We start from the raw sequence: 23,678 nt of genomic DNA, 5'->3' as shown, positions 1-23,678 counted from the left end.
TCACATAAAGGGTTAAGCACATAGCTTAACCCTTTTTGTTTGCCACAAATTCACGTATTCTGATTAATAATAATAATAATTACCCATATAATGAAGGAACAGATGATGAAATTTGCCGTAAAATCGTTACTTGTTGCCAGCCTTGCACTGACATCAGCACAGGCTTTAAGCCATTCTCATGAATCAGCGCTTACACAAGCTGTGCAATCAAGCGAACGTGATGCTAAAAATAGCGCACGTGATAAATATCGCCATCCAGTTGAGACACTTGAGTTCTTTGGCTTTAAGCCAAACATGACAGTTGTTGAAATTGCACCGGGCGGTGGCTGGTATAGCGAAATTCTTGCGCCAGCTGTAAAAGGCCATGGTGTTTACTACGCGGCACATTTCCCTGCTGATTCTGAGGTGGGTTATTACCAACGTTCATTAGCTGGTTTTAAGAGAAAGATGAGCGATGACGCACGCTTCAGTGAAGTTAAACTAACTGAATTTGCGCCAATAACACATCTTGATATTGCACCAGCGGGTAGCGCAGATCTTGTCTTAACATTTAGAAATGTACACAACTGGTACATGGGTAAAGATAAAGAAGGCGCGTTAAGTGCGTTTAAAGCATTTTATAAAGCACTTAAACCAGGCGGCACTTTAGGTGTGGTTGAACACCGCCTACCTGAAGCGCGCAGCGACGAAGATCAGAAATCATCAGGTTATATGAAGCAAAGCTATGTAATTGAAATTGCAAAGCAAGCTGGCTTTGAACTAGTGGCAAGCAGTGACATTAATGCAAACCCTCTTGATACAGCGGATCACCCTAAAGGGGTGTGGACACTACCACCACGTTTAGCACTTGACGAAAAAGATGCTGCTAAATATAAAGCGATTGGTGAGAGTGATCGTATGACGCTGAAGTTTAAAAAACCGCTATAAATAGGATTATACGCCATGAATGTACTTGTCATCGGCAGTGGCGGCCGCGAACACGCTCTTGCGTTTAAGGCTGCACAAAATACTAAAGTAAACACCGTTTTCGTTGCTCCTGGTAACGCAGGTACTGCACTAGAGCCAAAACTTGAAAACGTAGCTATCAACGTTGAAGACCTAGCAGGTTTAGTTACTTTTGCTAAAGAAAACAACGTTGAGTTAACTATTGTTGGTCCAGAAGTACCGCTTGTTTTAGGTGTCGTTGATACATTCCGTGAAAACGGTTTAGCTATCTTCGGCCCAACAGCAGGTGCTGCACAGCTAGAAGGCTCTAAGTCATTCACTAAAGACTTCTTAGCACGTCACGACATTCCAACTGCTGACTACCAAACGTTTGAACAAATCGATCCTGCACTTGCTTACCTAAAAGAAAAAGGTGCGCCTATTGTTATTAAAGCTGATGGCTTAGCAGCAGGTAAAGGCGTTATCGTTGCAATGACTGAGCTTGAAGCTGAAGAAGCTATCCGCGATATGCTTGCAGGCAACAGCTTTGGTGAAGCGGGTAGCCGTGTAGTTATCGAAGAGTTCTTAGAAGGCGAAGAAGCCTCTTTCATCGTGATGGTTGATGGCAAAAACGTACTGCCATTCGCAACTAGCCAAGATCACAAACGCGCTTACAACGGTGACCAAGGTCCGAACACTGGCGGCATGGGTGCATACTCACCGGCTCCAGTGGTGACTGATGAAATTCACCAACGCATTATGAACGAAGTGATCAACCCAACGGTTGAAGGTATGGCAAAAGAAGGCCACCCATACACTGGTTTCTTATACGCAGGTTTAATGATCACCGCTGATGGTACGCCAAAAGTAATCGAATACAACTGTCGTTTTGGCGACCCTGAAACACAACCTATGATGCTTCGTCTTAAGTCTGACCTTGTTGAGCTTATCGAAGCGGCTAACCGTGAAGAACTAGATAAAACAGCAATCGAGTTCGACCCGCGTGCAGCAGTCGGTGTTGTATTAGCAGCAAAAGGCTACCCAGATAGCTACCCGAAAGGTGATGTAATCAGCGGCTTGCAAGTTACTTACCCTGAAGGTGAGAAAGTATTCCACGCAGGGACTAAGCAAGACAGCGACAACGTAGTAACAGCTGGCGGTCGTGTACTTTGTGCTACAGCACTTGGCAACACAGTAACCGAAGCGCAACAACGTGCTTATAAACTGGTTGAACAAATCAGCTGGGAAGGCATGGAATATCGTACTGATATCGCTTACCGTGCAATTGCTCGCGAACAGAATTAAGGTCAAACCAGTCTAATTCTGAAAAAAGCGCAGTTTATCTGCGCTTTTTTAATGCTACACTGTTAAGAACATTTGCCTAGATAAAGAACTAATTTTGAATAATAAAGCACTGAAATATAACTTTGTTTCATTTCTTATTCTGACAATTTTGTTTTTTATCATTGCTACCCTAGCTGCACATTTAGCCAGCCCTACCCGCTACACTATAGATAAAACAGCCCCCATCTACAGTAATACAGCTTATCGAATAGATAGTAGTAAAGCGCTGACTCTCGAGCAGTTTTTAGCTGAACCAGACAAACTTAAACAGCGCCCTTTTAAAGATGTTGAGTGGGATTTAGCGGCGCAAGATTATTGGTTAAAGCTTGATTTAGAAAACCGTCAAGCAAAGCCTGTGGAGCTGGCGATTCACTTTGACAACCCTATGGTTGATTATCTTAGCGTTTATCATGTTAATGATAAGGGACAGCTTATAGATACAACCGAGTTGGGTGATAAAGTATCAGGCCTCAGTTTGTTTCAGTACAGTACACCGCACAGCATGCTCACCATGCAGGGCTATGAGCAAACATCACTCGTTATAAAAATTGATACGGTTGGGATTAGCAAAACGCCTATCAATATTTATGGTGAAAAAGAGTTTCAAGATCTACTACGTTCGCAATCAGGAATTTGGGGGATCTTCATTGGTGTACTGATCATGGCAGCCTTGTATAACTTAGTATTATTTTTAGGGATCCGTGACCGCGTCTACCTTATTTATATAGGCTACATCATCTCAGCACTGCTACTTATGGGCTCAGTGCTCGGCTTTGGTTTTTACTTATGGCCGTTATCGTGGCAAATCTTTTTTAATGAGCAAGTGGTCTTCAGTAACTACGCGATTGCATTTTTCACGGTGGCGTTTTGCACCATGTTCTTACGCTACCACAAAGACAATTGCCGCTTATACAAACTCAGTATCAGCTTTTTAGCCTTGCTGTTTAGCCTCAGTCTTATCAGCTTTTTTATGCTGGAATACCATTCTTCAAAAATCTTTTTTGCCATCATGGTGCCGTTATACATTCTATGTATTTGCATGATTTACAAAAAGTTGGTGAGCGGTTTTCGGTGGGCAAAATTTTATGTCATGTCGTGGGTGCCACTGATTGTAGGCGCTGCCATTCAGCCTTTAGAACTAACGGGCTTTATTCCTTATAGCTTTGCAGTTAGGCACATATTTTTAGTCGCCATTCTCTGTGAGATTGTGCTTATGGCAATGGCGTTGGCAGATCGCGTTCGTTATCAACGTGAAAAAGCGCTTTATCATGCAACCCATACCCAACAAACTGAGCTACTCAACCAAGCAATGCTCAAACAAGCCTATATGGCGATTACCTCGGAGCAAAGACTCGCTAATCTTTGTTTAGTGAAAATAGAGCAATTTAATGCCCTAATGAGCATTCTAAAGCCAAGCCAAAGCAGCCAAATAATTATTACTGTTGCCCAATCGCTAGAGCATCAAATTAATAAGAATAGGCAATTTATTAATTTAGAATCGGCGTTAGATAACAGCCCAAAAGTAGCTGACTTAGGCAATGGTGTACTGGCTTTTATTTCTACCAAAATTCAATCGCAAGCAGAGCTGCACCAAGAACTGAGCAACTTATGCAAACAGCTGCCTAAGCAGTATAAAGTGGCAGGCTTAGACCTGCAGCTTTACTACCGTTATAGCATTACCGAACCGGTGAGTGATGATGGCTTTGATATTTGGCTACAACGTGGCTACTTAGGTCTGTCACAAAAACAACAGAACATCGACTTTAATACACCGCATATCGATATGGATGTAAGCCTTGCCGCCGAGTTACAACAAGCAATGCGAAGCAATACCTTAGCCATTTACTTACAACCCATTATTAATTTACGCAGCGGTGCAATCTGTGGTGCAGAGGCATTGTTACGCTGGCCTACAGCGGGTAAATACCTGGACATTGAGCAACTCATTTTATTGGCTGAACGTACTGGTTTAATTAACGAGTTGAGCTTATGGGTGATTGATCAGGCTTGCCTAGCTGCTGCCCAGCTTAATCGACAAGGCTATCGCGAGCATACCATTAGCGTTAATTTAAGTGCCAAGAATCTAGCGATCCCTAAGCTTGTCGAAAAAGTCGAAAACACCATTTTAAAGCATGGCATTACTGCGGATCAGTTAAAGTTTGAATTGACTGAATTTGCGCTTATCAAAAACCATGATGAAATGGTCAGCTTTATCAGCGAACTTAATAAACTCGGTAGCAAGGTGGTACTCGATGATTTTGGTACTGGTTACTCGTCGTTGAACTACTTAGTAAATTATTCATTTAGCACGATTAAAGTCGATAAGAGCTTTATTCTTGATTTAGTGAATAACACCACCAACCAGGTAGTGGTAAAAACGGCTATTGATATGGCTCATAACCTTGATATGAATATCACCATCGAAGGCATTGAAGACCAAGAAACAGAAAAAATGCTGATCAAGATGGGCGCAGATCAAGGGCAAGGCTATTATTACAGCAAAGCGGTACCGATTAATGAGTATCTAAGCTTTATTGCCTCACAATTTAAATAGGCCGTGTTACACTGCCCTTTTTAACATCTTTAGGGGCCATGTAAAGATGCAAGGTACGATCAGAAAATTAAAATCGACACTGACCTCTCCTGTCGAATATCAATTACCTATCGGTGATGAGCTAGTTTCATTAAATGACTATATTGGTAAGCCGCTCACGCTGACATTCACCGGCAATATTTTTTGCTGTAACTGTGGTAAGAAAACCAAGAAAAGCTACTCTCAAGGCCACTGTTTTGTCTGTATGCGCAAACTGGCTAGCTGTGACATGTGTATCATGAAACCTGAAACGTGCCACTTTGATAAAGGCACCTGTCGAGAGCCACAGTGGGGTGAAGAAAACTGCATGATCCCGCATTACGTGTATTTAGCCAACACCTCAGGCCTAAAAGTAGGTATTACCCGCCATACTCAAATTCCTACACGCTGGATTGACCAAGGTGCGACGCAAGCTTTACCTATCTTCAAAGTACAAACCCGTCTTCAATCGGGTTTAGTTGAGGTTGCCTTAGCCGAATTTATTGCTGATAAAACCAATTGGCGAAACATGCTAAAAGGTCAATCTGAAGCGATTGATTTAAAAGCTGCTGCTGCAGAGTTGATCCCACAAATTGATGCTAAGTTGAGTGAACTTGCAGAGCTATTTGGCGCAACAGCCATTGAAAAGCTCGATGAAGATGTAGTTGAGCTAGACTACCCAGTCAGTGAATACCCAAGCAAAATCAGCTCTTTCAATTTTGATAAAGCACCAGAAGTATCAGGTATTTTAAAAGGCATTAAAGGCCAGTACTTAATTTTTGATACTGGCGTCATTAATATTCGTAAGTTTACTTCTTACGAAATTAGCCTAGCTTAGGCACTTTTTTCGCTATTGAGATAAAAATCATACCATTGCTGCTTCGCTATTGGGCGGCAAAAGTAATAGCCTTGAATGGTATCGCAGTTAAGTGAACGTAAGTAATTTAACTGCTCTACCTTCTCAACCCCTTCTGCGACAACATGAATACTCAAGCTTTTCGCAAGGCTAATAATCGCCGTAACAATTTCACTATTACCGTATTCATCGGGCACTTTTGCGATAAAGCTGGCATCTATTTTTAACGTATCAATTGGCAGTTTAGTTAAGTAACTTAAAGCCGAGTAGCCCGTGCCAAAGTCATCTAACGTTATATGCACACCTAACTTTTTAAGCGCGAGTAACTCTTGCTTAGCTTCACTAAAGTGGCTGATAAAACAACTTTCAGTAAGCTCTACTTCAAGCTTGTGAGGGTCTACATCGTAACGCTCAAGTAAGCGCTCAACATTCGACGCTAATTGCCCCTGACGTAAGTGATTTGCCGAGATATTAATTGCTAAGCGCCCTGCTTCAATGCCTTGTTGCTGCCATTTTTCTAACTCTTTACAAGCTTGCTCGATGACCCATAAATCAAGTTTCACAATTAGGCCTAGTTCTTCAGCAAGGGGAATAAATTTAGCGGGTGATATCACCCCAAGGTTTGGCTCATGCCAACGCAAGAGAGCCTCTACCCCTAAAATTTTGCCTGAATTTAACTCCTGCTTAGGTTGGAAATAAAGCTCAAACTCATCGCTTTCTATGGCGTTTTGTAATCGGCTCATCATTGCCAATCGTTCTAAAGAACGTGCATTCATCGCAGGTTTGAATAATTGAAATGAATTACGCCCCACTTCTTTAGCACGGTACATAGCAATATCAGCATGCTTGAGCAGTGTAGCGCTATCTACGCCATCATCAGGGTAAACCGCAGCGCCAATAGAAGCTGTAATTGCAACCACATGCTCGTTAATAGCAAGCGGCATACTCACCTGCTGCAAAACTTGTTCGGCAAAGTTGAGCAGTGTTTCAACCCGATTTACTTCGCATAATAAAACAAACTCATCGCCACCTAAGCGCGCAAGAGTATCCCCTTCAGGTAGAATTGATAAAATACGCTCTGCCACTTGCTGCAATAAGTTATCACCAGCGTCATGCCCTAAGCTGTCGTTAACCTCTTTAAAGCGGTCTAAATCGATAAACATCACCGCTAATAGATCATGGTTTCGTTTGGCAGAACTCAGCGCAATAGAGAGTCTGTCATGAAATAAACGCCGATTAGGCAGGCCTGTCAGCTCATCGTAATAGGCGAGCTGGGCAATTTTTTCTTCGGCACGTTTGCGCTCTGTAATGTCGCTAAAAATTGCCGCATAAAGCACTTCATCAAAGTTAGGGTCTTTAATCTGGATAATGGTGAGCCACTCTACAAACTCTTCTCCATCTTTTTTGCAATTACAGATCTCCCCTTGCCAGACCCCTTCGTATTCAATGGCATGCCACATTTTTTGATAAAACGAACGGCTATGTTTTGTAGAGCTTAAAATATTGGGACGCTTACCGATTACCTCATGCTCAGCAAAGCCGGTCAGTTTAGTAAAAGCAGGGTTAACTTGAATAATAGTGCCGTCTTTACGGGTTAACATAATGCCATCGAGTGAGGCATCAATAATTTTATTTGCTAAAAATAGGTTACGTTGTGACTTTTGCAAAGCAATATCACGCTGCTCTATGGCCCGTTCAAGCTCGCAGCAATAAGCTGACTCAATCTCTGTGATCAAATCAGCAAATGAAATCACCCCGCAAATTTCATCATCTCGAACCACTAAATGACGCACATTACGCTCTGTCATAGTGCGATACGCATCAAATAAACTGCTTTCACAATCAATTTCAATTAACGGGTAGCTAGCATATTGCCAACAAGGATTTAGCCACTCGGTTTGAATGATCAGCTCAACAATATCACGCTGAGTAATAATACCGTGCAGTTCAAGCTCTCGGTTATAAACCAGTACACTATCAAGGCGGCCTGCGCGCATCAGTTGCACAACCTCTTCTATCGGTGTTTGCGCATCAACTATCTCTAGGTCAGTGCGATACTGCTCATGAATAGGTCGAAATTGTAGGTAGTGGTCCAAACCTTGGTTATGCACAATATCCGAAAGGTTTAACATACCTGCAGGCTGATTCTCGCTATCCATCACCAATAAATGACGAATGCCATGCTGTTGAAAACGTAGGGTTGCATCACTGACAGAGCATTGATTCGGCACTGTAATAACAGGCGCCGACATGACCTCGTGAATGGCAAGGTTCTTATAGAGCGGGCTGCTGATGTCAATTTTCAAACAATCAGCCTCAGTCCAAATCCCAACAACAGACTGCTCATGCTTGATAAAAATCGCCGTCACATTGTGAACATGCATCAACCTCACCGCATCGACCAAAGGCGTATGCGCAGGACACGATACCAGCTTTTGCGAAAAGACATCACTCACCTTTTGATGTCGTCTTGGTTGATTCATAAGTCGACTTTCCTAGTTCTTACATGAATTGGCAATTATAATCATTTCAACCTATGCAACTTTGACGCAGGACAATAAATGCACTCATCATTTCCTAAGATTATTTTTTCAGACCATGAATTAGCCTTAGTTGAAGACGAAGCCGATATAGAAAGCTTTTTATATGGCTTAAGTGAAGAGCAGCAACATGAAGCGATGCTACTTTTGGCAACAGGGCAGTATGTCAACTTGCAGGGAGAAAGCGTGAAAGCATTAACTGATATAGAGCTTGCTAATAGAGTGACTGAGCACTTAGCACAAGAGGGAGTATGCTGTTTAAGTAAGGTTACTCGGCTTACACCAACGCAAGCCTTTGCGATGCTGGCAGATTAAGGCGCATCCACCAGCGCTTTAATGTGCGCAACGGCACTACGACCTAGAGCTGATAAAGCATAGCCCCCTTCAAGATAAGAGATAATCCCTTTGCAATCTTGCTGCTGACAAAACTCAGCTAATTGCGTGGTTAGCCATGCGTAATCGTCTTCAACAAATTTCAGGCTTGCCATGTCATCTTCAAGGTGAGCATCAAAGCCAGCACTAATAAACAACAGTTCAGGTTTAAATTCATTGAGTTTTGGCAGCCACTGCTCAAGGTAAACAGCTTTTAAGTCATTACCATCACTGGCAATTGGCAGCGGTGAGTTAACTAAAGTCGCGTTATTTTCAACCGCAGTATTTGGGTAAAAAGGGTGTTGAAACAAAGAGCAAAACAACACATTGTCATCATCTAAAAAGATATCTTGCGTGCCATTACCGTGGTGTACATCAAAGTCCAAAATAGCGATACGTTTAACACCTTTGCTTTGCGCGTATTTCACGGCAATGGCTAGGTTATTAAAAACGCAAAAACCTGCAGAAGTGCTACGGTTTGCATGATGCCCTGGCGGTCTAACCGAGCAAAATGCGGCATCCAGTTTATCAGCAAGGATTTCATCAACGGCGAGTAATCCAGCACCAACGGCTCGTTCAATTGCTTTCATTGAATCTGGGCACAGCCATGTATCGCCGTCTAATTCAGCAAGTCCTTCATCGGGAATTGTTTGCTCTACATGGCTTACCAAAGGTTCATCATGAGCACGTAAAAAGTCGTCGCGGCTGGCTTTAGGAGCTTGTAAGTGAGTAATTGCTATATCAACACCACTTGCTAGCAAGCGGTCGGTGATCACATCTAAACGCGCAGGGCATTCGGGGTGATCCTCAATCATTTTATGTTTACGACAAAATGGATGTGAGATAACTGCCGTTCTCATAATACGCTCCTTGAATTATTTTCCCCCAGTATAACAAAGCCACCTAATGGTGGCTTTGCGACTTTGGTTTACTTTTTAGCGCGTAAATCTAAATTCCTAAAGTCAAAACTAAAGTCTGTGACCGCCGTTGAGACAGCGCGCATTTTTGCACTACTCACTCGGTTATCAGGGCTCATTTGAAACTCAATGTAAGCATCTGCCTCAAGTAACTTTTCATCCCACTTAACAATAAATGTATTGCCGGTGTAATGCTCAAGCTGACCTTTCAAACGCTTTGTATGAGTAAAATCAATACGTAGCTGACCATTTAACTCCTCGATTACCACATCACCATACCAGTTATCGTGCAGTGTGCCTGTGTAGTTGATGTTTGGTAGTTTCGCTTGATAATCTGCAGGTGTTTCTGGTTTTGCGTTTGCGTAAGCTTCTTTTTTACCTTCAAAGTGCTTTTTAGCAAGATCTTCAACCCAGTCTTTGTCTTCAAGATCTAATGCATCTTCTAATACTTCGTAAGTCACCGCAGAGAGCGCGCTGAATGCTTGCTGGTTACTCAGAATAACAATACCGAGGTTTTTCTCAGGTAATAATGTCACTTGAGACACCATGCCTAAGATACCACCACCATGGCCTAGCTTTTTAATGCCGTGGAAATCTTCAATGCTCCAGCCTAAACCATAACCTCTAAATTGTTGGTGGTAAGCTTCATAAGCACTTTTTGATGCCATTGACGTAATGTGTGGATGCCACATTTGTTGCTGCTGTTTTTCAGTGAATAACTGCTGGCCATTTGGCATTTTGCCATGAGCAAGCTGCGTGCGAAGCCATTGGCTCATGTCGCTTACGCTTGATGCAATCGCACCAGCGCCACGGAAATCTTCAAGGTAGTTCACAAAAAATGGGTGTAGTTGGCCATCCATTGGAATATGACCCGTCGCCCAGTTTTTATTGCTACTAGGGATACGTGAAAAACCTGCGCGTGAGTTTTTCATATCAAGTGGCTGAAGAATATTTTTCTCGATGTAATCATTCCAGCTCATGCCAGACACACGGGCTACCACCTCACCTGCTGTCACAAACATTAAGTTGTTATAGGCGTATTTACTGCGAAAGCTACTCGCCGGTTTTAAGTATTTTAGCCCTGCGATAATTTCATCAATCGATTTGTCAGTATCTGGCCAAATCATTAAATCGCCTTGCCCTAAACCCAAACCGCTACGGTGGCTTAATAAATCGCGAATGGTCATTTCACGTGTTACATAAGGGTCATACAGACGAAACTCAGGAAGATGATCAATTACTTTGTCATCCCAGCTAAGCTTACCTTCATCAATTAATTTAGCTAACGCTGCTGCGGTAAATGCTTTGGTGTTTGACGCGATACCGAATAAGGTGTCTTTATTTACTTTTTTACCGGTATCAAGGTGAGATACACCAAAACCTTTTGCTAACACGACCTGATCATTTTCAACAATCGCTACAGCCATACCCGGTACGTCAAAACGTGCCATTGACGTTTCGATTACTTTTTCAATTTTTTTAGTATCAATATCGGCATAACTGTAAAACGAACAGCTCGATAACAGCGCCGCTGCAACGGCTAATTTACGAAATATCATAATATCCCTTGGTGATTTTTATTGTTGTGAATAGCGAACTCTTTCGCTGCTCGGGTTTTATCTGGATCATCGCAACTTGGTCTTGCGAGTATTGCTTCACTGTAATGATTTGGTACACCTGCTTCAAGCGCTCCGCGATGAACATGCTGAAGATACCAGTCGAATGGCAGTAAAGACTCATCTAAGGTATTAGCAATATAACAATGGGCAGCAAGTTGCTCGCCATCAATGAGTTCAACGGTGATATCTACACAGTCATAACGCGGCCCTTCGATATCATCAAGAATCGACTTTTCAGCTTCGTTTAACTGATACACAACACCATATACCAAGGCATCTGCCTGATCTGTTTTGCGCACGCTGCACTTTGCAGAGCCGTCGGTACTTACCATATCAAACGTCAGCTCATAGCCCTTTAAAATAGCTGTGCCTACCCGCTTTGCTTCAGGCAGCCTTGCCAGCAATCTGCTCGATGACATATTTGAACCAAATGAAAAGTTATATAGCGTCATACTTACCTCACACAACAACGCGAATAGCTAAGGCAATTAAGATCACGCCAATGCCTCTATCAAACCAGTATCCGCTTTTTAAGAAAAATGCTCGCACTGATGCTTTTGATAACACCAATGATAAAAATGAAAACCACAGCCAAGTCGCCATTGCCATATACACGCCATAACCAGCCTGCACTACAACAGGTGTTTCAGGGCTTATTACAAGAGTAAACAACGACATAAAAAACAGTGTTGCTTTGGGATTAAGGGCATTGGTAAAAAAACCGCGTCGAAATGCTTTATACACCGATTCAGGCTCGGCAGGGGCAAGGGTTTGCTGTTTACTATCGCTAGGTTTTGCGCTTCGTAACGCTTGCACACCCAAATATGCCAAATAAGCCCCTGCAAGGTATTTTAAGGCCATGAATAAGCTAGGTGACTGGGATAAAATTAATGCCACACCTAATACACAATAAGCAATATGCAGCAAAATAGCCGCACCAACCCCAGCACTGGTCCAAAGCGCATTTTTACGACCTTGTTGAATACTTTGCTTTAGTACAATTGCAAAGTCAGGACCTGGGCTTGCTACCGCAAAAAAGTGAGCTATGGCTATCAATAAAAACTCATCTAAATATTGCACTCAATATTACCCTACTGCTTGTTCATCTAATGCTAATAACAACGGATTTGCACTGTCATTTACCAATGCTTTAATTTGCTTTTGCGCTTTTTTATATTGGCTGCGTAAATGGGGTTTTAAAAACTTCTTCGACTGATTATCCCCTTTAAAATGCGTAACCAACGCATGCATAAATAGCGTTTGTGGCTCAGTCAGCGCTGCTTGGCGATTGGCATAAGGGTTATAACCGCAGCCGCAGCCACCTTTAAATTGATACACCGTATTACTCATCATCACCCCAAAGCCTAAATAGCATGCCAACGCATCGCTTGCTTGCGGTAAGTACTCTTTACCGCCGGGAGGTAAGACACCCACATGGTGAATCAAAATGGTCGCTAAGGTACCAGCAAAACTTGCCACTAAATCTTGCGGTTGATTGATTTGGTTCGGGTTAAAGGAGATATTCACCGGATGATTTGCCGGCACAATTAAGCTCGCCTCGCTACCGCGTAAATTGTCTTGAAATTCAAAATGCGGAAACACCTGCGGTGTAATCCCAGATGGCGCAACTAAGTTAATTGGCCACGCCTGCATCCCCGCATAATCAACAACTCGACTAAATACTTTTTCAGCCATTTCACTGACGCTAGACACCCTATCCGGAAAGAACTGCCCGTTAGGTAAAATGATTTGTGTGTGTTTTAAAAAATATTCACTATCAAAGTGTTCAACAGCCCATAAAAAGGTATCGATTAACCACTGCTGCTCTTGCTCATCAACGAGTGGGGCTGACTTAAATAACGCTAACATAAATTACTCTTGTGATTGTGCCCATTGCCATGCATCCGTATTGTAAAGAGGCACAGTTGATAAAGCATGATGATGGCTGCCGCTCGACTCTTTCGTTGAATAAGACAAATATAATAAAGTGCGTGTTGGCGCATCATAAATACGACGTACTTTTAACGATTTAAACAAAATACTTTTCGATGATTTAAATACCACTTCGCCTGATTTACTGCGGTCAATTTGTTTTAATTGGTCAGCGGTAATGGGGCCTGTTTGACGACAGGCAATAGACATATCAGATGGATCAGCAAAATCAAGGTTCGCTTCAATATGGCTAATGTGACAAGTAACACCGCTGATCAGCGGGTCTTGTTGTGATACCACTTTAATATCTTTGGTCGTAAATAATCCTAAACTCACCGAAGCAGCATCATCCGAGCAACCACTCAACAAAATCAGTGGCGCAGTAAGAGCAGCTAATTTTAGTAACTTCATCCTAGTGTTCCTTATTAAAAAGCGATAGTTGTCCGTTTACAACGATTTGCTTGCTATGTTTCAATACTATCTCAAAATATCTTCAACAACGAGCACCTAAACAATGAAAAAATCGCTTGGTTTACTGTGTTTAATGTTCTTAAGTAGTACAGCTCAAGCTGACTACTCTATTAGCGCTGGTTTCGGCAAAAACTTTACTAACTCGGTGCAAACCGAAGAAAACCTTAAAATTGAGCTTGAGGATGACAGCCATTTTACTGTCAGCCTAGATAGAACCATTGATAATGCTCGTTATGGGTTCTTTTATTCAGCAACCGAGCTTGATATGAAAGACCAAACTAACAAGCAAGTCGAGATGCAATACCTGCTATTTCAAAGTGCCGTAGAAGTGCCATTAGCTGACCGTATAGTTGGTTTTGTTGGTGCCCAAATTGGCGCAAACCACGTCAGCACTGACTTTGCCGACTCTGATACATATTTTACCTCTGGCCTTTATGCTGGCGCAGATTATTTATTTACTGAACAAGCACGGGTTTATGTTGAAACTCGCTGGCTGGCAACTATTGTAAATAATGCAAGTAACGTATCGTGCACATTGCCAACATCAGAAGACGACCAATGTCTATGGCACTTTGATGGTGATGTGTTAAACCAATTTCAGACAAACATCGGTTTTAGTTACCGCTTTTAAGGAAAACCCCATGCCGCACATTGTTATAGAACACTCAGAAGACTTGCCAATTCTGCCACAAGTGTTAGTTGAAAAAGTTCACCAAGCCGTTTTTGACTCAGGCTTATTTGAGCTTTCGACCATAAAGACTCGTGCAATTGCTTATCAGCATTACGAATTAGGTGAAGGCAAAGATGGCTTTATTCACATCGGCGCATCAATCATGGCAGGCAGAACGATAGAGCAAAAGCAAATGCTCAGTGAGCAATTACTAAGTTGCTTAAGAACATACTGCCGCCGCTCGTATAGCTTAAGCGTTAATATTTACGATATGGATGCTGACATCTACCGTAAGTGTTAGTTACTTTGGTAAATAGGCTGCGGGTAAGCGCTTGATTTCTATCTCAGGCGATAAGTACGCGGTGTAAACCAGCCAACGCTCATTGGGTATGTAGGTCAAGCCCGATGAGCGACTATAAGCTCGCTCCGGTAAAGCAATTAAATCATGATGCTGCTTACTTGCTAAATCATAGTAGCTAATACGGTAATCACCTAAGCGTTCTTTATAATAATAAATACGCCCCTCATGATACGCGTTCTTTGCCACCAGCAACCATGCATAACTGCGCGCCAACTTAACATCGTTCACCAGCATTTCTTCAACACCGGTATCATGATGTTTAATCCAAATAGCATGGCGCGAGTTGGTAAATAAAATATCGCCTGATTGTGTTTCAACGCCATACTGTGCAGGCACGTCAACAGCTTTACCTAGGCTTTTACCTGTTAAGTCATAACGATATAAGTAGTCACCATCAGAAACTAAAATATGCTGGCTATCAGCGCTAAACTTGGGTTTAATTGCATGACTAAATGGCAGTTTGATTTGCTGGCTTTGCTCTACTTTGAAATCATAAATATATAAGCGGGTACTGCCATTGTCATACAATGAAAACAAAATATAGCGTCCATCGGCTGACCAGGTTGGGTCACGAACTTCCCCGGTGTTATGTGCAAAGTCAGTAAGCTGCTTTCGCGAGCTGCTATCAGGGTTAACAATCCAAAGCTGTGAACTGCCTGATTCATTGGACACATACAGTAGTTTATTTTGCTGCTGATTATATTCAGGGAATAGCGAGCTAAAATTGGTCGACAACATAGAAAACGGTGAATTGGCCACTTGTTCGTCTATTTTCAAACGCGTGATCACCTTGTCCAAATCCCACTGATGATAATAAACACTGCCATCGCTACTGTAATTAGGTGAGCTCATGCCCGCAATTTGCGTGTTGATTAGGGTTTGATTATTAATATCATAGAAGTAGCCATACCGTTTGCCGCCCTCAACTGCACTAAACGCCAATTGTTCTTTAGATGGATGCCAATCCACACCATGAATATCTACAAAATCATGAGTTAAGCGTTGACTTTGCCCTGTTTTAACATCAATTAAAAACAGCGCTTTTTGGTTGTTTTTAACAGTACGCGTAACCACAACTCGCTGTGCATCCGGCGAAAACGATACCGACTCATACACAGTGTCGCAGTTATCATTACAAGGAATAACTGTTTCTTTTGTATGTTTTGCCTGTAAATCGAGCAGTTTGATACGAGTGACATAGTCACCTGATTTACTTGTATGATCAGCAATGTAGGCCAAGGTTTTACCATCACTACTGATATCAAGATCAGGCGCATAGTTATTACTGCACTCACCTAGCACGACACTGGTGGCATTTACCAAAGAGAGTTTTACAATTTCACAAACATCAGAGGCCATGCGGTAATAATATAATGTGTTTGCATCTGGGCTAAACACAGAGCGCCCTTCTGTAAAAGGTGAGTCCGTTAATTGCTTTGCTGGGTGCTCAGGAAAATGTAAATCACGTAAATATAGGTTATTTGGTTTACCAAGCTGTCGCCATGAATACACCAAATAGTGCTGATCATCAGAAATTGAAGGATAAATCTCACGACCAGGGCTTGCCGTCACGCTTTCGATGCTATTAAGCGGCAACACAAAGCTTGAGTTAGTTTGCTTTGCAGGCGAAGAGAACAGCCAATACATTACCACCAAGCTAATGACACACAAAGCCACAAACAGCTGGCGGAATTGCGCAGTAGTGATACGAAAACCCACTGACTTTTCTTTATCGGATGTATCTATTAGCTCGGGCTTTAATAAAACGCGATAACCCGTTTTACGCAGTGTCTCTATGTAAGTTTGTTCTGGATCGAGTTCCTTAAATGCTTTTCGTAAATGCCAAATTGCATTTGTTAAGGCTTTTTCACCCACGTAAAAATTGCCCTCCCAAACATTATTGATGAGCTCTTCACGGGTGATTGGTTCGGGGTAACGCGCAACTAAGCAAGCTAACAACTCAATAAACTTAGGCTGCAAAAGCTGTTCACTACCATTGCAGATCAGTTTATTTTCGAGTGGGTTAACAATACATGAGCCCAGCTGATAAACGCGATTAGATGTTTCCATTTACTCTAAATAAAACCCCATTTTAGAAGTACAGCAGTATAAAGCCCTATCAATTTATCGTAAAAGCAGCCCTTTCACCAGCTTTAACGTTGCAAAACAGTTAACAATGAACATTTCTTAACCCACTGATTTTAAATAAATAGATATTCAATAGATATAAAATAGAGACATAAACGAGCCACCTAAGATTGTAGTTAGGTTCACATTTCTATAAAAATTTTTACGTCAATACCGACCAACCAGAGTGTTGTTCACTGTAAATTTTAACTGCCCTTAAAAAGAGCATCACTCTGGTTCTAAAAACTAAAAATAAAACAACTAGGAACGCCTGTGAGAAATCTACTAACCAAACCTTGTGCTATTGCACTTGCTGTTGCCAGTGGTTTTAGCCAACATGCATTTGCCAATGAGGCTGAGATTGCCCGCCCTGCCAACACCACTCCAGCAGCTAATGAACAAACTGAAGAGCCTGAAAAAATCGTTGTAACGGGTTCACGTATTAAACGCGATAGTTTTTCAATTCCAACACCGCTGGTCACAATGGACCGCGAAGCCATTGCCGATACAGGTTTAACCAACTTATCAGATATTCTGGTTGATAACATGCCAGCTCTTAGCGAGAGCATAGGTAACACCACCAGCCAATCAAGTGTATCAGCAACCGGTTTATCGACAGTGCAACTTCGAGATTTAGGCGCTAACCGTACCCTTACATTGATTGATGGTCGTCGTGTTGTTTCAAACAGCTACAGTGGCAACTATGTCAGTTTAAATACCATTCCTAGCGGTATGGTTGAGCGCGTTGAAATAATCAGTGGCGGTGCATCTGCAACCTATGGTGCCGATGCTGTAGCAGGTGTGGTGAATATTATCACCCAATCAAAAAAAGAAGGCTTTGATTTTAAAGCGAACACAGGTGAAACCACCGATGGCGGCGGTAAAGAATTTACCCTTGATTTAAACTACGGTACCTCGTTTGCTGAAGATCGCGGTTACGCCTATTTCAGTGCCAACTGGGACCGTGATTTCGGTATGACTTTTTACGATCGTAAACGCGCACAAATCGAAGATAGTTACGATTACGATCCAGATCGCATGTGTAATGTAATGCAAACAGCAGATGGGGATCAATGTATGCGTGACATCACACAAGCTGATTGGGTTAGCAAAAGCGACGGTATTCCGGGCGGTGTGTTCTTAGAAAATAGCCGTAACGACACACAATTTTGGTATGACGGCCAAACTCTACGTGATGACTGGAAAGGCAACGAAGAAATTTACGGTGTGAATTCTAGGCAATACGTGATGCTTGATGTACCAAGCGATAACGCATCTGCTGCAGTTAAAATTGATTACGACTTAACTGACGATGTGATGTTCTACGCGCAAGTTCAATACAGTGAAAGTGGCTCTTTTAACAATAAGTCGCCTGAAGATGAATACGAAGGTGCCTATGTACCGCGTTACGACCCGACCACGGGCGAGCCCCTTGCAGATGTAGCACCGGGTTACATCCCAATCGACAACCCATATGTTCCGCAGGAAATCCTCGATGCCAACCCATATAAAGATCGTATTTATTGGGATCGTCGCTTCAGTGAAGTAGGTAATATCAGCACTGATAATACCCGTAAAACGATTCGTAGTTGGGCAGGTCTTCAAGGCACATTATTTAACGACGAGTGGGACTGGGATCTATCTGCAAGTTATGGTCGCTTTACCCAACACCAAATTCGTAGCAATGAATTAAATACTGTAAAACTTAATCAAGCTTTGCAAGCAGAAGAATTAGCGGATGGCACCATTCAATGTATTGATGAAGCAGCTCGTGCTGAAGGCTGTGTGCCAATTAACTTATTTGGTGAGGGATCTATCACCGAAGAGATGGCTGCTTGGATCCGTACCAACCCAATTATTGATACCGAAATAAAACAATACGGTGTGGTTGGCTACGTAGCGGGTGATTTATTTGAATTACCAGCTGGCTCAGTATCCGCAGTATTTGGTGGTGAATACCGTAAAGACAGCCAAGACCTATCAACCAGCGACGATATGAAAGCAGGTGGTATTACCTTCAACTATGTACCAAATTTTTATGGTGAAGTTGAGGTCTATGAAGCCTTTGCAGAGCTTGCGATCCCACTTTTAAAAGATGCTCCTTTAGCAAAAAATTTAAGCGCAGAAACTTCATTACGTTTGGCTAACTACAGCATGGAAAACGTCAACACCGTTGCCAGCTACAAGCTAGGTGTATTTTGGGAACCAATCGAAGGCTATGCATTTAGAGCAAACTACGCTCGCGCTCAACGTGCCCCCACAATCACAGAGCTTATGTCACCACCGCGTGGCGATTACGACAGCTATGATGATATTTGTGACGGTTTAACGGCAACATCAACTAAAGCAGGTCACGACAACTGCCGCAAAGAGCCGACGTTAGCTGCGCAACTAGCTGCTGATCCTAACTTTGAATTTAGCGATGAGAACAACAGTTACTCTCCTGGGGCAGGTAACGAAAATCTAAAAGAAGAAACCGCTGATACTTATACCTTTGGTGTGACAGTGGCTCCTGCCTTTTTAGAAAACTTTAATCTTGCCGTTGATTACTACGATATTGCGATTGTTGATGCGATTTCGCAGATCAGCAATGAAAACATCATGCGTGAATGTTACGACTCAGAAGCAGCATGGGGTGAAGACAACGTATTTTGTAATGATATTACCCGTAATAGCGAAGGTAACATTATCAAAATTCTTCAGCGTCAATATAACCTCGATGAGCTAACTGCACGTGGTTATGATGTGGTTGCACAGTACAAATTAGACTTAGATAACCTAGGTCAGTTGTCATTTAAACTAGATTACAACCATGTAATCGAAAACTCGCAAACTTATGAAGGCCTTGATGGCAGCTTAGTAACCAGTCACTACGCAGGTTACGGCAGCAGCAAAGATAAAGCCTCAATGTCACTGACATGGCGTAACGATAACTTACGTATTCGCTGGCGTACAAATTACTTAGGCTCGTTTAAAGCAAGCCAGAGTCTTGAAGAAGATTATCAAGAGTATATTGCCGAAAACGATGCCCGCTGTGAGGCTGGTGAAGATACTTGTATCAGTAATCCAGAAAAACTTGCCTACCAAGATTATGGCTCGTTCTTAAAACACAGCCTTTCAGCGTCTTACACCATGTCACTTGGTGAACAGAGCCAATTGCGCGTATTCGGTGGTGTGAATAACGTGTTTGATAATAAAGGTGACTTTTATCCATATGGCCGTGGTAACTACTACAGCGCATACGGCGGTGGTGCTGGTCGCTACGTGTATGTAGGTGCTCAATATAGCTTTTAACCGTTTCATATGAAGATCCCCAGCTAGGCTGACATCAAAGGCGCATTTTTATTGCGCCTTTTATCTTTTCCAGCTTTGCATCTCAACTAATCGAGACTCGGTACGCGCATATTCAAATGCCAGTTTTTGGCCTTGATATAAATCGCTAATACCCACATCGGCCGAAATCACCAGTAATCGGCTGCGATCATAAAACTCATCAACCAAAGCAATAAAGCGCCGTGCTTCATCATCTAAAAAGTGTTCTTGTAAATCCTGCTTTTCTCGCTGATAACTATCTTCAATGCCATGCACAATTTGTTTACCTGTTGCTCCGCGCCCCATTACTGGCACATTGAGTAAATAAACGCGCTGAAAACGCTCTGCCAAATAAATATAATCCGCGGTGCTTCTAGGTCCTGAGCAAAGCGTCATAAAATCAAACATAATGGCGTCTTGAGCTTGCATTACACAGCTAAGCTCGCGGTGGCAAACCTCTATCGTTGTTTGCCTTTGTATTACTTGCTCTTGCTTTAAAAAGCGCTCTGTTAGCGCCTTTTTGTTACCAATAAAATAATGTGCGGTTTGTTTGCCAAAGCGAAAGCGATGATCTGTGTCGCCTTCAACACTTAAAACATGGCAATGCTCATTTAATAAATCGATAGTGGGTAAAAATCGTGCTCGCTGTAAACCGTTGCGATATAACTGCTCAGGTTTACAGTTCGACGTTGCCACTAACACTACTTGCTGCTCAAACAAGGCTTTGAATAAGCCACCCAAGATCATGGCATCACCAATATCAGAAACAAAAAACTCATCAAAACAAATCAAGCGAATGTGCTCTGCCCACTCTTTAGCAATCACAGTCAGCGGATTTTTCTGCCCTTGCAGCTGAGTTAAGCGCTCATGCACTTGCTTCATAAAATGATGAAAGTGCAAACGCTGCTTAGCTTCAATGTTAACAAGCTTGAAAAACACATCCATTAACATGGATTTACCACGCCCTACTGGGCCATATAAATAAACTCCTTTTATTGGCTTTGCGCTTTGCCACCAATGGCTTGGTGCAACTAATTCTGTGGCTAGATTATCAAGAGCATTAATCGCTGTGCGCTGGGCACAGTCTTCTTGCAAATCACCTTTGGCTATTTGCGCTTGGTAATGCTGTAATATTTGTCCTTGCTGTACTGTCATAGGTAACTAGTATCCGCTATACTCGCCGCCATTGTAGCCGACTAAAAATGTGATCCCAATGAAATTTCCATGCCGTTTAGATAAATTTATTAGCCATATTGCCGAGTTACCTCGCAGCAAAACCAAAGCAGGTATCAAACGTAAATACGCCACTGTTAATGGCGAGGTGATCACCTCATTTGATTATTCAATCAACCAAGATGACGATGTGCGCTGGCAAGGCGAGCCACTGGTATTTTTAGGCAAGCGCTACTTCATGCTCCATAAGCCAGCAGGCTATGTATGTGCCAATAAAGATGACCTTCACCCGACTGTATTTGATTTACTTGATGAACCAAATATGAGCGACTTTCATGTTGCAGGCCGTTTAGATATCGATACCACAGGGTTAGTAATCATCACCAATGATGGCGACTGGTCACACAAAATTACTGCACCAAAGCATAACAAATTCAAAACATATTTAGTTGAAACTCAAGAACCTATCGATGAAGAAGCCATTACAGCGTTAGAGCAAGGGGTGCAATTACACAACGAAAAAGAGCTAACTCGCCCTGCGATTGTTGAAAAACTTGCAAGCTACAGCTTACGCCTTTCAATTTGCGAAGGTAAATACCATCAAGTTAAGCGAATGCTTGCTGCTGTAGGTAATAAAGTTGTTGAATTACATCGTGAAAAAATAGCTGACATCACCCTCGACGAAAGCCTTGCAAGCGGTGAATATCGTGCCCTCACAGAAGCCGAACTGAAGCTCTAAATAGGTACTTGAGCAAAAGTCATGATAACGCTGTCATTTTTCCTTAATAAAACCAGACAAACGTGGTAAAAGTTAACAGGGGAAATAATAAAGGAGGCTGACTGTGTTATCAGGATTAGCTTTAAAAACAAAAATTACCTTATTTGCTATCGCTATGTTTATTGCGTTATCTGCGATAGCGTTACTTGGCTTACAATCTTTACGCCATGCCAGCGAAAGCGACAATATCGCGCGTATCAATCAGCTCATGAAGAGCACCACCAATATTGTTGAGCAATTTGAGTTGATGGTTAAAAGCAATCAACTCGAAGAAGCACAAGCAAAGAAGCTTGCTATTCAGGTACTTCGAGAAAATAAATACCATGACTCAGAATATGTCTACGTCGTCGACAACAACTTAGATTTTGTTGCTACTCCGCACGACCCAGAACTACACGGTACCAGCTTTAACGATTTTAAAGATGCCAGCGGCAACAGTATCGGCCGTATGGTCGAAAATCTCGTGGGTAACACTACCAATAAAATCATCACCTATCACTGGGATTCAGTGCGAGATGGTGAAACCGTTGATTTAACCTCTGTAGTACAAAAAACACCGCTGTTTGGCTGGTATGTTGGTACAGGCATTAGCGCCAAAGAAGTTGATGAACGTTATTGGAATACTGCAAAGTGGCTGCTCGGCTTATCTATGCTTATTGCCATTGCGCTGACCTTTGCCATTGCCCGCTTTGGTTCATCGCTCACTAATGCCTTGGGCGGCGAAATTGACGAAGTAATTGGTATTGTAAAAAACGTCTCTCGCGGCAACTTAAACTCACATATTCGCCAAGATGCTCCACCTGAGAGCATTATTGCTGCCATGCATTACATGCAGCAAGGTTTACGTGGCGTTGTTGGCGGCATTAAAGGCGTTACTGATAGCTTAAAAAATCAAAGTGTTGATAACGAGTCTCGCTCTGTTGAGCTCGACAAACTGACTCGTAGCCTAAACGAAGAAACTCAAATGGTTGCTTCAGCTATTACCGAGTTAACAGCCTCAGCACAAACCGTTGTGGAGCATGCTGAACAAGCTGCTTACTCAGTGCAAGAAGCTGAGCAACAAGGTCAAAGTGCCAGCCACTTAACCAGCGAGGCTGCTGATACCATCGCGCTTTTAGAGCAGCAAATTGACAGCGCTGGTAATAACATTCAAGTGCTTGATGATGAAGTAAATAACATCGCTAATGTGCTCAGTGTTATTCAAGGTATTGCCGAACAAACGAACTTACTTGCGCTTAATGCGGCGATAGAAGCTGCCCGTGCAGGTGAACAAGGACGTGGCTTTGCGGTGGTTGCTGATGAAGTACGAGGGCTTGCCCAGCGCACACAAACCAGCACTGAAGAAATTCGCAATATGATTGGCAAACTACAAGCTGCAACCCAAGATGCCAAGTCATCTGTTTCGCTTAGTATTAGTACCAGTGAACAAACCGTTGAAAAGTCGACTAAAGCCAATGAAGAACTAAAACGCGTTGCCAGTTCACTCAGCGCAATCGCGCAAATGAGCCATCAGATAGCTATTGCTGCAAAAGAGCAGCTTGATGCCGGTGAAGACACCGCCAAACGTATCGTGACTATCTCAGACACCGCTTCACAAACGGCTGATGTATCAAATCAGGCCCATACAGCAACCGATTTGATCAAAGGTCTTACTAGCAATTTAGAAACTGAAACCGCTAAATTCAGTTAATTTAAATCAAGTAAAAACGA

General features: G+C 42.5%; 19 protein-coding genes. 10 read left to right on the top strand and 9 right to left on the bottom strand.

What is annotated here, in order from left to right:
- Positions 1–105 precede the first annotated feature (105 nt).
- The 4 genes from AADY36_RS02835 to AADY36_RS02820 all read left to right on the top strand — a co-directional run bounded on the left by AADY36_RS02835 (position 106) and on the right by AADY36_RS02820 (position 5,678).
- The gene (locus AADY36_RS02835; RefSeq protein ID WP_342409259.1) at positions 106–927 is read left to right on the top strand and encodes a class I SAM-dependent methyltransferase; all 822 of its coding nucleotides are present in this window, start codon (positions 106–108) and stop codon (positions 925–927) included.
- Positions 928–942: 15 nt separating this feature from the next.
- Positions 943–2,229: a phosphoribosylamine--glycine ligase gene (gene purD / locus AADY36_RS02830; protein WP_054560986.1), complete on the top strand. Its 1,287-nt coding sequence runs from the start codon at positions 943–945 to the stop codon at positions 2,227–2,229.
- Between the two features lie 94 nt (positions 2,230–2,323).
- Positions 2,324–4,822: an EAL domain-containing protein gene (locus tag AADY36_RS02825; protein ID WP_342408471.1), complete on the top strand. Its 2,499-nt coding sequence runs from the start codon at positions 2,324–2,326 to the stop codon at positions 4,820–4,822.
- Positions 4,823–4,868: 46 nt separating this feature from the next.
- Positions 4,869–5,678, top strand: coding sequence for a DUF2797 domain-containing protein (locus AADY36_RS02820; protein WP_054560988.1), 810 nt, complete (start codon positions 4,869–4,871; stop codon positions 5,676–5,678).
- Here the strand turns inward: AADY36_RS02820 and AADY36_RS02815 are convergent.
- Positions 5,675–8,179, bottom strand: a complete 2,505-nt coding sequence (locus AADY36_RS02815; protein ID WP_055196725.1) for an EAL domain-containing protein — start codon at positions 8,177–8,179, stop codon at positions 5,675–5,677. The two genes, AADY36_RS02820 and AADY36_RS02815, sit on opposite strands and share 4 nt — an antisense overlap.
- A gap of 78 nt (positions 8,180–8,257) precedes the next feature.
- On the opposite strand from AADY36_RS02815, the gene AADY36_RS02810 reads away from it, so the two are divergent.
- Positions 8,258–8,551: a hypothetical protein gene (locus AADY36_RS02810; protein WP_285220655.1), complete on the top strand. Its 294-nt coding sequence runs from the start codon at positions 8,258–8,260 to the stop codon at positions 8,549–8,551.
- Here AADY36_RS02810 and AADY36_RS02805 read toward each other — a convergent pair.
- The 6 genes from AADY36_RS02805 to AADY36_RS02780 form a co-directional block, all read right to left on the bottom strand.
- On the bottom strand, positions 8,548–9,468 hold the full coding sequence (locus AADY36_RS02805) for a histone deacetylase family protein (RefSeq protein ID WP_054560991.1): 921 nt from the start codon (positions 9,466–9,468) through the stop codon (positions 8,548–8,550). The two genes, AADY36_RS02810 and AADY36_RS02805, sit on opposite strands and share 4 nt — an antisense overlap.
- A 68-nt stretch (positions 9,469–9,536) precedes the next feature.
- Positions 9,537–11,084, bottom strand: coding sequence for a serine hydrolase (locus AADY36_RS02800; protein WP_054560992.1), 1,548 nt, complete (start codon positions 11,082–11,084; stop codon positions 9,537–9,539).
- Positions 11,081–11,596 carry a gamma-glutamylcyclotransferase family protein gene (locus AADY36_RS02795; protein ID WP_054560993.1) on the bottom strand — a complete coding sequence of 172 codons (516 nt, stop codon included), beginning with the start codon at positions 11,594–11,596 and terminating at the stop codon, positions 11,081–11,083. Before AADY36_RS02795 ends, AADY36_RS02800 begins: the two co-directional genes overlap by 4 nt.
- Positions 11,597–11,603: 7 nt before the next feature.
- Complete coding sequence (locus AADY36_RS02790; protein WP_054560994.1) at positions 11,604–12,224, bottom strand: LysE family translocator; 621 nt, start codon at positions 12,222–12,224, stop codon at positions 11,604–11,606.
- Positions 12,225–12,230: 6 nt separating this feature from the next.
- Positions 12,231–13,013, bottom strand: a complete 783-nt coding sequence (locus AADY36_RS02785) for a hypothetical protein (protein WP_342408470.1) — start codon at positions 13,011–13,013, stop codon at positions 12,231–12,233.
- Between the two features lie 3 nt (positions 13,014–13,016).
- Positions 13,017–13,487: a CreA family protein gene (locus tag AADY36_RS02780; protein WP_054560996.1), complete on the bottom strand. Its 471-nt coding sequence runs from the start codon at positions 13,485–13,487 to the stop codon at positions 13,017–13,019.
- Between the two features lie 103 nt (positions 13,488–13,590).
- Between AADY36_RS02780 and AADY36_RS02775 the strand changes: the two genes are divergently transcribed.
- Positions 13,591–14,178, top strand: coding sequence for an outer membrane beta-barrel protein (locus AADY36_RS02775; RefSeq protein WP_054560997.1), 588 nt, complete (start codon positions 13,591–13,593; stop codon positions 14,176–14,178).
- Between the two features lie 10 nt (positions 14,179–14,188).
- Complete coding sequence (locus AADY36_RS02770; protein WP_054560998.1) at positions 14,189–14,518, top strand: 5-carboxymethyl-2-hydroxymuconate Delta-isomerase; 330 nt, start codon at positions 14,189–14,191, stop codon at positions 14,516–14,518.
- Here AADY36_RS02770 and AADY36_RS02765 read toward each other — a convergent pair whose 3' ends face one another.
- Positions 14,519–16,648 (bottom strand): winged helix-turn-helix domain-containing protein, encoded by a 2,130-nt coding sequence (locus AADY36_RS02765; protein ID WP_342408469.1) that lies wholly within the window; start codon positions 16,646–16,648, stop codon positions 14,519–14,521.
- A 330-nt stretch (positions 16,649–16,978) separates the two neighbouring features.
- On the opposite strand from AADY36_RS02765, the gene AADY36_RS02760 reads away from it, so the two are divergent.
- The gene (locus AADY36_RS02760; RefSeq protein WP_285220651.1) at positions 16,979–19,999 is read left to right on the top strand and encodes a TonB-dependent receptor domain-containing protein; all 3,021 of its coding nucleotides are present in this window, start codon (positions 16,979–16,981) and stop codon (positions 19,997–19,999) included.
- A 60-nt stretch (positions 20,000–20,059) separates the two neighbouring features.
- On the opposite strand, the gene zapE is transcribed toward AADY36_RS02760, so the two are convergent.
- Positions 20,060–21,172, bottom strand: coding sequence for a cell division protein ZapE (gene zapE, locus AADY36_RS02755; protein ID WP_054561001.1), 1,113 nt, complete (start codon positions 21,170–21,172; stop codon positions 20,060–20,062).
- Positions 21,173–21,230: 58 nt separating this feature from the next.
- Between zapE and rsuA the strand changes: the two genes are divergently transcribed.
- Together rsuA and AADY36_RS02745 are read left to right on the top strand one after the other, a co-directional pair.
- The gene (gene rsuA, locus AADY36_RS02750) at positions 21,231–21,929 is read left to right on the top strand and encodes a 16S rRNA pseudouridine(516) synthase RsuA (protein ID WP_054561002.1); all 699 of its coding nucleotides are present in this window, start codon (positions 21,231–21,233) and stop codon (positions 21,927–21,929) included.
- A 154-nt stretch (positions 21,930–22,083) separates the two neighbouring features.
- Positions 22,084–23,658, top strand: coding sequence for a methyl-accepting chemotaxis protein (locus tag AADY36_RS02745; RefSeq protein ID WP_054561198.1), 1,575 nt, complete (start codon positions 22,084–22,086; stop codon positions 23,656–23,658).
- Positions 23,659–23,678 lie beyond the last annotated feature (20 nt).

Origin of the sequence: Pseudoalteromonas sp. D15MCD-2, assembly GCF_038562745.1 — a bacterium.
In the GTDB taxonomy this organism is placed as follows: Bacteria; Pseudomonadota; Gammaproteobacteria; order Enterobacterales; family Alteromonadaceae; genus Pseudoalteromonas.
Note: the sequence above shows the minus strand (reverse complement) of the source record. Positions and strands in the feature narration are given on the sequence as shown.

Coding starts and splice junctions, on each gene's coding strand:
- AADY36_RS02835 (WP_342409259.1), top strand. CDS start 106: ATGAAATTTGCCGTAAAATCGTTACTTGTTGCCAGCCTTGCACTGACA.
- purD (WP_054560986.1), top strand. CDS start 943: ATGAATGTACTTGTCATCGGCAGTGGCGGCCGCGAACACGCTCTTGCG.
- AADY36_RS02820 (WP_054560988.1), top strand. CDS start 4,869: ATGCAAGGTACGATCAGAAAATTAAAATCGACACTGACCTCTCCTGTC.
- AADY36_RS02815 (WP_055196725.1), bottom strand. CDS start 8,179: ATGAATCAACCAAGACGACATCAAAAGGTGAGTGATGTCTTTTCGCAA.
- AADY36_RS02810 (WP_285220655.1), top strand. CDS start 8,258: ATGCACTCATCATTTCCTAAGATTATTTTTTCAGACCATGAATTAGCC.
- AADY36_RS02805 (WP_054560991.1), bottom strand. CDS start 9,468: ATGAGAACGGCAGTTATCTCACATCCATTTTGTCGTAAACATAAAATG.
- AADY36_RS02800 (WP_054560992.1), bottom strand. CDS start 11,084: ATGATATTTCGTAAATTAGCCGTTGCAGCGGCGCTGTTATCGAGCTGT.
- AADY36_RS02795 (WP_054560993.1), bottom strand. CDS start 11,596: ATGACGCTATATAACTTTTCATTTGGTTCAAATATGTCATCGAGCAGA.
- AADY36_RS02785 (WP_342408470.1), bottom strand. CDS start 13,013: ATGTTAGCGTTATTTAAGTCAGCCCCACTCGTTGATGAGCAAGAGCAG.
- AADY36_RS02780 (WP_054560996.1), bottom strand. CDS start 13,487: ATGAAGTTACTAAAATTAGCTGCTCTTACTGCGCCACTGATTTTGTTG.
- AADY36_RS02775 (WP_054560997.1), top strand. CDS start 13,591: ATGAAAAAATCGCTTGGTTTACTGTGTTTAATGTTCTTAAGTAGTACA.
- AADY36_RS02770 (WP_054560998.1), top strand. CDS start 14,189: ATGCCGCACATTGTTATAGAACACTCAGAAGACTTGCCAATTCTGCCA.
- AADY36_RS02765 (WP_342408469.1), bottom strand. CDS start 16,648: ATGGAAACATCTAATCGCGTTTATCAGCTGGGCTCATGTATTGTTAAC.
- zapE (WP_054561001.1), bottom strand. CDS start 21,172: ATGACAGTACAGCAAGGACAAATATTACAGCATTACCAAGCGCAAATA.
- rsuA (WP_054561002.1), top strand. CDS start 21,231: ATGAAATTTCCATGCCGTTTAGATAAATTTATTAGCCATATTGCCGAG.
- AADY36_RS02745 (WP_054561198.1), top strand. CDS start 22,084: ATGTTTATTGCGTTATCTGCGATAGCGTTACTTGGCTTACAATCTTTA.